Origin of the sequence: Herbaspirillum sp. (assembly GCF_017744395.1) — a bacterium.
Lineage (GTDB): Bacteria > Pseudomonadota > Gammaproteobacteria > Burkholderiales > Burkholderiaceae_D > Herbaspirillum.
This window is the reverse complement of record NZ_JAGIBI010000001.1, coordinates 1062010-1074555: the sequence shown is the minus strand read 5'-3', so window position 1 is coordinate 1074555 and position 12546 is coordinate 1062010. Positions and strand designations below refer to the sequence as shown.

Sequence of the window (12546 nt, the reverse complement as noted above, 5' to 3'; positions counted from 1 at the left end):
CTTGCCTTCCACCGGCTTTTTGATGCGCAGCCGCGCCGCTAGTTCATCCGGCGCGCAACGGCTGGCTTATGCTGCTTATTCCAGGCCTTCGAGATAACGCTGGGCATCGAGCGCTGCCATGCAGCCGGTGCCGGCGCTGGTGATCGCCTGGCGGTAGATGTGGTCCTGCACGTCGCCGGCGGCGAATACGCCTTCGACGCTGGTGGCGGTGGCGAAACCTTCGGTGCCGGTGCGGGTCTTCAGGTAGCCGTTATGCATCTCCAACTGGCCTTCGAAGATGCTGGTGTTGGGTTTGTGGCCGATGGCGATGAACAGGCCGTGCACCGGGATGTCGGTGATGGCGCCGTCCTGGGTCGACTTGATCTTGATGCCGGTCACGCCGCTGTCGTCGCCGACCACTTCATCGAGCGTGTGGTGCCACTGGATGGCGATCTTGCCTTCGGTGACCTTGTGCAACAGGCGGTCGATCAGGATCGGCTCGGCGCGGAACTTGTCGCGGCGGTGGATGATGGTGACCTTGCTGGCGATGTTGGACAGGTACAGCGCTTCCTCGACCGCGGTATTGCCGCCGCCGACCACGGCCACTTCCTTGCCGCGGTAGAAGAAACCGTCGCAGGTGGCGCAGGCGGAAACGCCCTTGCCCATGAACGCCTGTTCGGTCGGCAAGCCCAGGTACTGTGCCGAGGCGCCGGTGGCGATGATGAGCGAGTCGCAGGTGTATTCGCCGGAGTCGCCGATCAGGCGGAACGGCCGTTCCGACAGCTTGGTGGTGTGGATATGGTCGAAGATGATTTCCGTATTGAAACGTTCCGCGTGCTGCAGCAGGCGCTGCATCAGCTCCGGGCCTTGCACGCCCAGCGGATCGCCCGGCCAGTTTTCGACATCGGTGGTGGTCATCAGCTGGCCGCCTTGCTCGACGCCGGTGATCAGTACCGGGTTGAGGTTGGCGCGCGCGGCGTACACGGCGGCGCTGTAGCCGGCGGGGCCGGAACCGAGGATCAGGACCTTGGCATGTTTGGGCGTGCTCATAAAGTTACTCTTCGTCTGTTGGGTGGAATTGCGCGGCCCAGCTTAGCTGGAGGCGAATCCCGGGATTTCAATTCGGGGCTGGGGGCAGCCAATATTGCGCTGCAAAACGGGTAAGATTATAGACGAAGGCTACTGTCCAATTGATGGAATTACGCTATCCATCCGATAGGCCGCATGGGCTGCATGCCGCGCCTGGAATTGTCGAGCTGGCAATGATGTCGCGCCGGAAATCCCGGGCAAGCCAAATCCAATGCCGTTATACAATGGCGATTACGCTTTTTTTGCACGGAAGTTATGTCGAAGACGAGTCAAGCCCATATCCGCAACACCAAAGCGCCGGCCCCGCCGATGCCCGGCCGCCTGGTGCGGCTGATTTCCGAAGCGCGCTGGCTGGCGCTGACCGCGCTGCTGGTCTACCTGGTCTTGATCCTGCTGACTTATTCCAAGACCGACCCGGGCTGGTCGGTGGCCAGTTCGGTGCCGCGCGTCGCCAACTGGGGCGGCCGCGTCGGCGCCTGGATGGCGGACCTGATGCTGTACATCTTCGGCATGTCGGCCTGGTGGTGGTGCGTGCTGCTGGGGCGCTCGGTCTGGAATGGCTACCGCCGCCTGTCCACCCGCTTCCTGATGGAAAAGGAAACCGAGCCGGAACACCGGCAGGAACCCTTGATCCGCGCCGTCGGCTTCGTCTTTATGCTGACCGGCAGTCTCGGCATTGAATTCACCCGCATGCACCGCCTGGCGCCCAAGCTGCCGCATTCTTCCGGCGGCGTGCTGGGCGAGATGATCGGCACGGCGGTGCAGCCTACCTTCGGCTTCACCGGCGCTACCTTGCTGCTGCTGTTGCTGTTTGGACTGGGCTTCTCCCTGTTCTTCCATGTGTCGTGGCTGGCGGCGGTGGAGCGCATCGGCGGCGCCATCGAGGACGGCTTGCTGTGGGTGCGCAATTTCTTCGCCGCGCGCGCCGACCGCAAGGCCGGCGCCGAAGCCGCGGTCAAGCGCGAGGAAGTGGTGGTGCAGGAGCGCGCCAAGATCGTCGAGGCGCCGCCGATCCGTATCGAACCGCAGATCGTCGAAGTCCAGAAATCCGACCGCGTGCAGAAGGAAAAGCAGACCAGCCTGTTCGACGACAGCAATACCGACCTGCCGCCGCTGTCGCTGCTGGATGAAGCGCCGCCGGCGCAGCAGACGGTGTCGGTCGAGACGCTGGAATTCACCAGCCGCCTGATCGAGAAGAAGCTGTCCGACTTCGGCGTCGAGGTCAAGGTGGTGGCCGCCTATCCCGGCCCCGTGATCACCCGTTACGAGATCGAACCGGCCACCGGCGTCAAGGGCAGCCAGATCGTCAACCTGGCGCGCGACCTGGCGCGTTCGCTGTCGTTGACCTCGATTCGCGTGGTGGAAGTCATCCAGGGCAAGAATTTCATGGGCCTGGAGCTGCCCAATCCCAAGCGCCAGATCGTGCGCCTGACCGAAATCCTCGGCTCCAAGGTCTACAACGACAGCCATTCCAGCCTGACCGTGGCGCTGGGCAAGGACATCGCCGGCAACCCGGTGGTGGCCGACCTCGCCAAGATGCCGCACCTGCTGGTGGCCGGCACCACCGGTTCGGGCAAGTCGGTGGGCATCAACGCCACCATCCTGTCGCTGCTGTACAAGTCCACGCCCAAGCAGGTGCGCCTGATCCTGATCGATCCGAAGATGCTGGAACTGTCGATCTACGAAGGCATTCCGCACCTGCTGGCGCCGGTGGTGACCGACATGCGCCAGGCCGGCCACGCGCTGAACTGGGCGGTGGAAGAGATGGAGCGCCGCTACAAGAAGATGTCCAAGCTGGGCGTGCGCAACCTGGCCGGCTACAACCAGAAGATCATCGACGCCGACAAGCGCGGCGAGAAGATCCCCAATCCGTTCAGCCTGACGCCGGACGCGCCGGAACCGCTGGAGCAGCTGGAAACCATCGTCATCATCATCGACGAACTGGCCGACCTGATGATGGTGGTGGGCAAGAAGGTGGAAGAACTGATCGCCCGTATCGCGCAGAAGGCGCGCGCGGCCGGCATCCACCTGATCCTCGCCACCCAGCGCCCGTCGGTGGACGTGATCACCGGCCTGATCAAGGCCAACGTGCCGACCCGCATCGCCTTCCAGGTGTCGTCCAAGATCGACTCGCGCACCATCCTCGACCAGATGGGCGCGGAGACCCTGCTGGGCATGGGCGACATGCTGTACATGCCGCCCGGCACCGGTTTGCCGGTGCGCGTGCACGGGGCGTTCGTCTCCGACGATGAAGTCCATCGCGTGGTGGAACACCTCAAGTCCCAGGGGGAACCGAATTACATCGAAGGCATCCTAGAAGGCGGCGTGCTGGAAGACGCCGAGGGCGGCAGCGGCGCAGGAGCGGGCGCCGGTGGCGGCGAGAGCGACGAACTGTACGACCAGGCGGTGGCCGTGGTGCTGAAGAATCGCCGCGCCTCGATCTCCCTGGTGCAGCGCCACCTGCGCATCGGGTACAACCGCGCCGCGCGCCTGCTGGAGCAGATGGAGCAGAGCGGCGTGGTGTCGACGATGCAGTCGAACGGCAACCGCGAAATCCTGGTGCCGGCCGGCGGCGATGCCGAATAAAACAGGGCAAAGACGGACTCGGCCCTGTTGCCCAACTGTAAAAACGGAAACGACATGAATCAACCCAGGCATCCCCTGTTTGGCGGCATCGAACGCCGCGGCCAGGCAAAATCGCGCGCCCTCAACCTGCGCCGCATCTTCATCACGGCGCCGCTGGCGGTGGCCGGCACCATCGTCTTCACCGCACTGACACCAAGCCGCGCCTCGGCGGCGGCGCTGGAACAGTTCAAGCAATTCGTCGCCGGCACCCAGTCGGCCAAGGGTAATTTCACCCAGCGCCTGGTGCGCAACGACAATGGCACGGCCAAAGTGGTGAATACGTCCAGCGGCATTTTCGTGTTCTCGCGTCCCGGCAAATTCATCTGGACCTACCAGAAGCCGTATGAGCAGGTGATCCAGGCCGACGGCGAAAAGCTGTTCATCTATGACAAGGACCTGAACCAGGTCACCACCAAGAAGCTGGGCAATGCGCTGGGCTCTTCGCCGGCGGCGATCCTGTTCGGCAGCAACGACCTGGAAAAGAATTTCACCCTCAAGGAATCGGGCGTCAAGGAGGGCGTGGAATGGCTGGAAGCGGTGCCCAAGAGCCGCGACACGACGTTCGACCGTATCGGCATCGGTTTGAAGAACGGCATGCCGGTGGCGATGGAGCTGCATGACTCCTTCGGCCAGGTCTCGGTGCTGAGCTTCGACAGCTTCGAGAAGAACCCCCAGTTGAAGAGCAACAGCTTCAGCTTCACGGTTCCCAAGGGCGCGGACGTATTCAACAATTGAGCCCTCGCTGAGCGCCAATGACAAAGCCCCGCAAGTTTGCACTTGCGGGGCTTTGTCGTTTCCGGCCGGGCCGGAATTTATTCGCCGGCGCTCATTTTCAGCATCGGCAGCTTGTCCTTCACATCCTTCCACTGCGCATGGTCGGCCATCGGCGGCTGCGCCTTGGTGATCGGTTTCCAGCCGGGATGCTTGGCCAGCCTGGCATTGAGGTCTTCGAAATGCGCCAGCGCCGCCGGCAGGTCGGTGGCGTTGTAGATGGCATCGACCGGGCATTCCGGCACGCACATCGAGCAGTCGATGCAACCATCAGGATCGATGGCCAGGAAGTTCGGCCCCTCGACGAAACAATCCATCGGACAGACGCTGACGCAGTCGGTGTATTTGCACTGGATACAGGAATCTGTGACGACAAATGGCATGGGATGCTGGAGCGAATAGGGGCAATTGGCACGGGCAGGCCGCGCGGCGAGCCGGTATTTTAACCGCTGCCGGGACTCAGACGCTGCGGCCGTCGTAATGGACGCGTTTGAATGCATCGAGATCGACGCCTTCCAGGCAACGCGCATTGATCGCGGCCATCGGCTTGCCGTCGGGGCCGGTAGCCATGCCGAAGACGCCGATGCCGCAGCGCGCGCAGAACTGGTGGTCGATGACGTGCTTGTTGAAACGGTAAGTCGACATTGTGCCCTTGACCGTATAGTTGAGCTTGTCCTGCGGGACGAACCACATCAGGTGGCCCTTGCGGCTGCAGTAGCTGCAATTGCATTCCATCACTTGCCCGATTTCGCCTTCCGCGGTGAAACTGATGTCGCCGCAGTGGCAACTGCCTTGATATTGCATGGTCGTCTCCTCATATGGCCGGTAAAAGTAGCAGCAGGTCGCTGCGACAGTGTAGTGCATGCCGCATCCCGTGCAAGCCCTGCTGTGCGTTAGACTACTGCCTTTGGCGGCAGGCGCATCTGCCACCGGCACCGACTGATTCCAAGATGAACCTGATACCCCTGGCCGAGCGCATGCGGCCGCAATCCTTCGACGACATGATGTGCCCGCGGCATGCGGCCTTGCCGGGAGCTAGCCATGTCTGACCTGTTCGCACAGGAGCCAGCCGCGCCGCTGGCCGAAGCCCTGCGCCCCAAGACCCTGGACGAGGTCATCGGGCAGTCGCACTTGCTGGGCGAGGGCAAGCCGTTGCGGCTGGCCTTCCAGTCGGGCAAGCCGCATTCGATGATCTTCTGGGGGCCGCCCGGCGTTGGCAAGACCACTTTGGCGCGGCTGACGGCGTCGGCCTTCAAGTGCGAGTTCATCGCTTTGTCGGCGGTGTTCTCCGGCGTCAAGGATATCCGGGCCGCGATGGAGCAGGCGCAGCAGAACCTGTCCATGGGCAAGCACACCATCCTGTTTGTCGACGAAATCCACAGGTTCAACAAGTCCCAGCAGGATGCGTTGCTTCCCTACGCGGAAAGCGGCCTGGTCACGTTCATCGGCGCCACCACCGAGAACCCGTCCTTCGAAGTGAATTCGGCGTTGCTGTCGCGGGCCCAGGTCTATGTGCTGAAGTCGCTGACGGACGAAGAACTGAAGCAATTGCTGCAACGGGCCCAAGAGAAGGCGCTCGGCGGGCTGGAGTTTGATGACCTGGCGCGGGACACCATCATTGGCTATGCAGACGGTGATGCACGACGGTTCCTGAACCTGCTGGAGCAGTGTCAAACGGCTGCCGGCGCTGCTGGCGTCCCTCGCATCGATGCTGACTTTGTGCAGAACGCCCTGACCTTGAACAGCAGGCGTTTTGACAAGGGAGGAGACAACTTCTATGACCAGATTTCAGCCTTGCACAAGTCGGTTCGTGGCTCGCATCCCGATGCGGCCCTCTACTGGTTGACCCGCATGTTGGACGGCGGTGCCGATCCCCGGTATCTGGCACGGCGCATTGTTCGCATGGCTTGGGAGGACATCGGTCTTGCCGACCCCAGGGCCATGCAGATCGCCAATGACGCGGCTCTGACCTTTGAACGGCTCGGCAGTCCTGAAGGTGAACTGGCACTTGGCCAGGCGGTGATCTATCTGGCTGTCGCCGCCAAGAGCAATGCGGGTTACAACGCCTACAACTCTGCTCGCGCCTTCGTGAAGGAGGACAAGAGCCGTGAGGTTCCTGTCCATCTCCGCAATGCTCCAACCAAGCTCATGAAGGAACTCGGCTACGGGCATGAATACCGATATGCCCATGACGAACCCAATGCTTACGCTGCTGGTGAAACCTACCTGCCTGAAGGCATTGCAGAACCTAGCTGGTATCAGCCAGTGCCAAGGGGCTTGGAGATCAAGATAGGCGAGAAGCTCGCCATGTTAAAAAAATGGGATGAGGAAGCTGGAAAAGAATGATTACAAGAGGCTATTTCATTGGTCAGATCATCGATGAACTGACGGCGGTTTCCCAACAGGTCAAGAGCCGGGCAGGGCTTCAGCTCTTTGATCTGAATCGCTACCTTGAGGATTTTGTCAAAGATATCCTGAACATCGTACGATGTCAGCGAAGAGGATGTTGAAAAAGACTTCAAGAAATTCATTAAGAAGCTGAAAGGGCTTCCGAGGATTTCACGGCAGTTCTATGCCTTCCTTCTTGATCGTGGGGAGTGGCATGAGACAAGCAAATTCATCAATGCCGACTACTTGACGCGAGTCTGTAGCTTCCCAGACATGGACGGCGAACTACGGCTGTTGATGGGGGCTGACTTGTGTTGGTTCCAAGAGCCAGATGAGCATAGTGAAAGTGCTACCTGGCGCATTGCCACTGTCCTCAAGGCCAAGAGCTATGAATTCACCTGGGAGTTCATGGACTTTCTGAAGCAAAAGAAGGTCGGTCTGGAGAAGGTCATAGTCAGCTTGGACTTCTCGGACTTCAAATAGAAAAAGAACGTGCGATGAACAACCCGTTGCTTCAGGTCTTGTCCCAGAGTGCCGCCGACTTTCAAAACGTTGTATGGCCTGTCGTAAGCCAGTTCCCCTTGGTTGGCGGTGGGATGCTGCGACCAGTTGAAGCGGTGGCGACAGCCGACTTCAAGGACGATCTTGACCTACTCGCTGGCATCGATGCATGGCAGGTTGATAGAGGCATCCCAATGATGCGTGGCCTTGCCAGTCGTGTTCAGTGGGGTGGCAGGTATGACACCTTCAGCATTCGCTACCGGCTGCCTTCAGGTCAGCCAACAGAGTTTGCCAAGCGGTTGACCTCCATCCAGAACAAGGACAAGGGGCATCTGTTCCCGCACTTCACGGTGCAAGCCTACCTTGATCAAGCTGGTGGCAACCTGCTCTCGTGCGCCGTCATCGAGACTGAGGCTCTGTTCGCGGTTGCACAAGACATGGATAACAAGGGGATTTTCAAGAACAGCTACCACCAAGATAAATTCGGCATCAAGACCCTTCCGAACGGGACTGAGTTCATCTACCTCCAGTGGGACTTCCTGCTTTATCACGGCATCTTGAAGTCTGAAAATACTCGCTGCTCAACCTAATCAGGATCTGGGGAAGTATGAATTCAACCGTGAATTGGATAGCCGCTTACAACCGGCTCTTCGTTCTGTTAGACAGGAACGGGACACCTACTTACTACAGTGGACCGAGCTTCTTGCGCATGGTGCAGCAGGTTGATCCTGGCTCGCCCAGCTATGAGCAGTTGATACCGCTGCGGAATCAGCAAGGCAAAAGCACTTCTCGCAAATCCTTCTACTGGGACACGATTCTTGCCCTGCCTGAGCAACAGCGGTTCCAGTTGTTCAGACTGTTCATCGATGAACTTGAGCCCCATGCCAAGGATGAGGTGGATGCTATTCGCGCCCTCGTGTTTGGCGGTGGGCGGGCCGTACCTGTCACGGTCGTTCCTGTTGATCTTTGGAACTCGGAGAAGTTGAACAAGAGCCTCAAGGACATTGACCAAGCCATCGATGCCCACCACTACAACCGGGCAACGACACTGAGCTACACGTGCCTTGAAGGGCTCTACAAGGCATATGTCCGCAAGCATGTTCCCGACCAGGCTGGGCTGACAGACCTCATGCCGCTGTGCAAAGTGGTGAAGGACGACATCAGCAAGAAGCTTCAAGCCCAAGGGCCGTTTCCTGTTGAGATCGTCAATGCCATGCCGACCTTGACCAAGGCGATTGCGAACTCAAGGAACGGTTTCAGTGAGTCGCACTTCGGTGGCGACTCTCAAAGGTGGCTTGCTCTTTTTGCTCGTGACCTGACCAACTCCATTGGTCGTCTCATGCTCAACTTCATGTGACGTCAATCTGACCCAGCGAGAGGAAGATGACTGCTTCTAGAAAATGTGCGCTGTGCCCTGATACGTTGTCGGCCAAGAACAAGACAAAAGAGCACATCATCCCCAATGCGATTGGTGGCAGAAAGAAGACCACGGGGTTCATCTGCAACGATTGCAACAACAAGTTGGGCGAGGACTGGGACGCCGATCTTGCGAAGCAACTGAACTGGTTCTCTTTGGCTGTCGGAATCAGCAGAGAACGGGGTGAGTCTCCTAAGCAGATTGTGCAGACAATCGAGGGTGATAAGTATTGGCTGCTCAATGATGGGTCCTTCACGCCAGAGAAATCGTCTTATTCAGAAGAAGATCTTGGTGGGAAGATCAAGATCAACCTGACGGCCAAGACCATTGAAGAAGCCAAGCAGCGGTTGAAAGGTATCGCCAGAAAGTATCCGAAGTTTGATGTTGAAAAGGCTCTCAGCGAGTTGGAGGTAACAACCAACTACCTGGAATCGCCGCTTCATGTCAGCCTTTCCTTGGGTGGCCCCAATGCTGGGCGATCTCTAGTCAAGACCGCCTTTGCATTTGCATCGGAATGTGGTGTGCCGCATGCCCAGTGCGAGAAGGCTCTTGAATACCTGCTGAATCCTGAAGCTGAAGCCATTCCGTTTGGCTTCGCATATCTTTCCGATCTTGTTGAAGTCAGACCCAAGGACCGAATCTTTCATTGCGTGTCCTTGCATGGTGACCCGAAGAGGAAGCGGCTTTGGTCTTACATTGAATACTTCGGGCTCTTCAGGATCGTTGTTCTCTTGAGTGAGCGGTATGCTGGCCCATTCAGAAATGAGATCTACACCATCGATCCGGTAGACGGTGAGCGGGTTACCGTCAAGGTGAACTCACAGATCAGCGAAGACGAGTTTTCATCGCTGATGAATGGAGAAGGGTTTGATCAGGAAAAGCACAAGGCAGCAGCGGATTATGCACTTCCGATCATTCTGAATCGAAGCACTAGCCGATCCTTGGAGCGATCCGTTAAAGAAGGCTTTGACCATGCTGCCAAGCAGCTTGGCATAAAAGAAAACGAGGTCATTCCCAAGGAGAAGGCGGCTGAGTTCACCGGGTTCATGATGGAGAAAATTTCTCCGTTTCTAGAGCATCTGGTTCGAAATGGCCGCCGAAGTGGCCGCTCGTGAACAACAGGGGTGCCAAATGAAGAAAGGGGCTTTGCGCCCCTTTTTCTATTGTGTCCTCGCGGGCTCTCCAATGCTCTTTAACAAGGCGTTGTATTGATGAGGGTCTGACGCATAGATCTTGTCCAAGACGAAGTTCGCCACCTTGGCGATCTCTGGAATTTCTACAGGCTTGAATCCGCGATCTGGGATTGACTCAAGGTGAGAAAATTCATTGTTGAGCCGGTTCACCAGTGCGATTGCCGTTGCATCTTCATCGCCAAAGAACTTCTTGATCCGTTCAAAGGCATCGTTCTTGTCGTCGTGGTACGGGAACTTGAAGAACAAGAAGGCTTCTAGGAACTTGCGAAGGTTGTTCCCGAAGCCATAGAACGGCTCATGTGCGCCCTGCGCGGCGTCCTGGTTCCTGCACTTGTAGATCTGGTGGAAGAGGTAGTTGAACTCAGTGATGTAGTCCTTCAGGTAGGACGGCATTAGCATGATGTTGCTTGTGGGGCCGTTCCGCTCCACCATGAAGTGCTCGTTGTCATCCACGCTCTTGGTCTTGCCTTCCCCGGCTGGCACCTTCTTCTTGGGGATGGACAACCGCTTCAGATACTTCAAGAAGTCCAGGTTGTGGGTGGAGATGAAAAGTTGACTGTAGCGATAGCCGTTGGAGCCATCCAGGTTTTTGAACGGCTTGGCGATCAGGCTCTCGATCAGGCTGAACATGAAGAAGATGTGGTTTCCATCCAGGCTGGAGATTGGATCGTCGATGTAGATGATCAGATCCTTGCCCTTGCTGTCAGGCTCTTCAAGCTTGGCTATGAAGTAGCAGAAGGCAATAAGGCTGCATTCGCCTTCACTCAAGTTGTAGGCCGATTTGCCATCCCGCGTGATTTCAAACTTGACGGCGCTTTTCTCCGCGTTGTCCTTGGCTTCAAGCTTGATGCCATCGTGACCGAAGAAGTGGTTGAGCAAGGAATTGACTCGCTCCGCGCCTTTGCGTTCATCCTTCTGTTGGCCTTGCAGGCGGGTGACATCAGCTTCCAGCTTGACGATCTCGGCTTCGGCGTCGGTATAGGTCGTGTTGGCAGTGTCGGCGTCCGTCTTAAGGCCAGCTATGCGGGTCAATTCGGTATCGTAGGTGATGTCACCGATGAAGGAGGCCACATCGGTGAGTCGCAGTGCTTCACGTGCGGAGTCCTTGTCCTTCTCCAATGAGCTGGTGCGGCCATTGCTCTTGGTGATCAGATCGTTGATGTCGTCCGCGCACTTCTGTATTGCCGCTGCATCGTGCTTGGGGGCCGGCATTGCAACGGGCTGAAATAGAGATCTCTTCCTTGAATCCAGTGCAGTCTTCAGTGCCTCCAAGTCCTGTTTGTAGACCTTCAGGCAGTCGGCAAGAGACTTCTTGTTCGCTTCAAATGAGACTTTTTCTTCGGCATAGAACTTATCGCCGGTCAAAGTCAGGAAGCCAGCAATGGCCTGAATTTCGCTGTTGACCGATGTCAGACATGAATCGATGGATGACTCCAGATCTGAAGACTCTTTGCTGAAGTGAGAGTCCAGAACCTGCCATATGTCATGGGGCAGATTCTGACGGCAGAAGGCGCATGTATCGCGTTTGTCCTTGTGCAGTGGAATGCCTTGCTTCACCCACGCTTGAAGGGCAGTCTCGTTCAATAGCTCTTGAATAGCCTGTGTCGGCTTGATTGATCTGGAAAGAAGTTCCTGGGCCGTCGTCTTGATCGAATCAATCTTCAGGCTGATCGAGACGGTATCGGTGATGTCAGGAAGCGCCTCTTGCTTCAGGAGGTTGACCTTGGTCGCTTGTTCTTCAGTCGTCAAGGGCGTGAAGCCCGCTTTCTTAACTGCGTTGATGTCCTTCTTGATGCTTTCTATGTTGTACACCGCAGGGCCGTAGGTGCGATTTTGTTTGATCTTGTCGTTGGCATGAGAGCGAAGCTTGCCCTCTAGACCATCAAAGGCATTCTTATGATTGTTCTTGGTCCGATCTCTTTCCTTCTTCTTGGTATCTAGATCGTGCCGAAGACCGGCCTTGGATTCAATGCTGCCGAGCTTCGCTTGGGTGGCAGCAATTTCATCCTCGATCTCCTTGTTCTTCTCCCCGACGATGGCAAAGGTTTTGATTTCCCCACCAATTGCCTGATTGATCAGGAAGCTGAGATTTTCACTGACGAAATCGCGGTTGTAGACCCGGACGTCATAGCCATGACCAGCAATGGCAGCTTGGGTCACATCCCCTTTGTCGCCATGAACGGTGAAGGTTGATCCCACGTAGTTCAGCGGGATGCGCCCCGTCTCCAGCGCACGGAAGATTCGGGAAAGAGTAGTTTTCCCAGAATAGTTGCGCCCATAAAGGATGTTCAGGCGTTTGAAGTCCTGAACATTGTTGCCGCCGTCACGAATGCTCTTCTTCCAGTTCAGGCCATTGAAGCTGCCAAAGCTGGCAATGTCGATCTGATTGATCATTAGTTCGCTCCCCTCATACATAACCCCCGATATGTGATAGGACATGCAACAGACTGTTGCTCAGTCTATCCCATCCAGTCTCATTGCCATACAGGAAATCTAGGTTGGCATGGTGGCCGGGTAGCAACTCCTTAAGTCAGTTAAATTCATATGAATTTGACTAGCGCAAAGAAGAAAGCACCCCGTAGG

Annotated in this window: 10 protein-coding genes; 6 read left to right on the top strand and 4 right to left on the bottom strand. The window is 57.3% G+C overall.

Translation table 11 applies throughout. The annotated features are described in order from the left end of the window. Positions 1–75: 75 nt before the first annotated feature. Complete coding sequence (trxB, locus tag J7548_RS04880; RefSeq protein WP_290971116.1) at positions 76–1029, bottom strand: thioredoxin-disulfide reductase; 954 nt, start codon at positions 1027–1029, stop codon at positions 76–78. 294 nt (positions 1030–1323) lie between these two features. Here trxB and J7548_RS04875 point away from each other — a divergent pair, with 294 nt between their 5' ends. After that, positions 1324–3654, top strand: coding sequence for a DNA translocase FtsK (locus tag J7548_RS04875; protein ID WP_290971113.1), 2331 nt, complete (start codon positions 1324–1326; stop codon positions 3652–3654). 54 nt (positions 3655–3708) lie between these two features. Continuing rightward, positions 3709–4428 (top strand): outer membrane lipoprotein chaperone LolA, encoded by a 720-nt coding sequence (gene lolA / locus J7548_RS04870; protein ID WP_290971110.1) that lies wholly within the window; start codon positions 3709–3711, stop codon positions 4426–4428. A 77-nt stretch (positions 4429–4505) separates the two neighbouring features. Here the strand turns inward: lolA and fdxA are convergent, their stop codons facing one another. Both fdxA and J7548_RS04860 read right to left on the bottom strand, forming a co-directional pair. Continuing rightward, positions 4506–4847 (bottom strand): ferredoxin FdxA, encoded by a 342-nt coding sequence (fdxA, locus tag J7548_RS04865; RefSeq protein WP_290971108.1) that lies wholly within the window; start codon positions 4845–4847, stop codon positions 4506–4508. Positions 4848–4923: 76 nt separating this feature from the next. Further along, the gene (locus J7548_RS04860; protein ID WP_290971104.1) at positions 4924–5268 is read right to left on the bottom strand and encodes a GFA family protein; all 345 of its coding nucleotides are present in this window, start codon (positions 5266–5268) and stop codon (positions 4924–4926) included. Positions 5269–5505: 237 nt separating this feature from the next. Between J7548_RS04860 and J7548_RS04855 the strand changes: the two genes are divergently transcribed. From J7548_RS04855 to J7548_RS04840, 4 genes are all read left to right on the top strand, one after another. Next, positions 5506–6810: a replication-associated recombination protein A gene (locus tag J7548_RS04855; protein ID WP_290971102.1), complete on the top strand. Its 1305-nt coding sequence runs from the start codon at positions 5506–5508 to the stop codon at positions 6808–6810. Positions 6811–7349: 539 nt separating this feature from the next. Then, positions 7350–7943, top strand: coding sequence for a hypothetical protein (locus J7548_RS04850; RefSeq protein WP_290971099.1), 594 nt, complete (start codon positions 7350–7352; stop codon positions 7941–7943). 17 nt (positions 7944–7960) lie between these two features. Then, complete coding sequence (locus J7548_RS04845; protein ID WP_290971096.1) at positions 7961–8710, top strand: hypothetical protein; 750 nt, start codon at positions 7961–7963, stop codon at positions 8708–8710. A gap of 26 nt (positions 8711–8736) precedes the next feature. Next, positions 8737–9885: an HNH endonuclease gene (locus J7548_RS04840; protein WP_290971093.1), complete on the top strand. Its 1149-nt coding sequence runs from the start codon at positions 8737–8739 to the stop codon at positions 9883–9885. Between the two features lie 45 nt (positions 9886–9930). Here the strand turns inward: J7548_RS04840 and J7548_RS04835 are convergent, their stop codons facing one another. Further along, positions 9931–12357: an AAA family ATPase gene (locus J7548_RS04835; protein ID WP_290971090.1), complete on the bottom strand. Its 2427-nt coding sequence runs from the start codon at positions 12355–12357 to the stop codon at positions 9931–9933. Between the last annotated feature and the right edge of the window lie 189 nt (positions 12358–12546).

Coding starts and splice junctions, on each gene's coding strand:
- J7548_RS04845 (WP_290971096.1), top strand. CDS start 7,961: ATGAATTCAACCGTGAATTGGATAGCCGCTTACAACCGGCTCTTCGTT.
- J7548_RS04835 (WP_290971090.1), bottom strand. CDS start 12,357: ATGATCAATCAGATCGACATTGCCAGCTTTGGCAGCTTCAATGGCCTG.
- J7548_RS04840 (WP_290971093.1), top strand. CDS start 8,737: ATGACTGCTTCTAGAAAATGTGCGCTGTGCCCTGATACGTTGTCGGCC.
- fdxA (WP_290971108.1), bottom strand. CDS start 4,847: ATGCCATTTGTCGTCACAGATTCCTGTATCCAGTGCAAATACACCGAC.
- lolA (WP_290971110.1), top strand. CDS start 3,709: ATGAATCAACCCAGGCATCCCCTGTTTGGCGGCATCGAACGCCGCGGC.
- J7548_RS04860 (WP_290971104.1), bottom strand. CDS start 5,268: ATGCAATATCAAGGCAGTTGCCACTGCGGCGACATCAGTTTCACCGCG.
- trxB (WP_290971116.1), bottom strand. CDS start 1,029: ATGAGCACGCCCAAACATGCCAAGGTCCTGATCCTCGGTTCCGGCCCC.
- J7548_RS04850 (WP_290971099.1), top strand. CDS start 7,350: ATGAACAACCCGTTGCTTCAGGTCTTGTCCCAGAGTGCCGCCGACTTT.
- J7548_RS04875 (WP_290971113.1), top strand. CDS start 1,324: ATGTCGAAGACGAGTCAAGCCCATATCCGCAACACCAAAGCGCCGGCC.
- J7548_RS04855 (WP_290971102.1), top strand. CDS start 5,506: ATGTCTGACCTGTTCGCACAGGAGCCAGCCGCGCCGCTGGCCGAAGCC.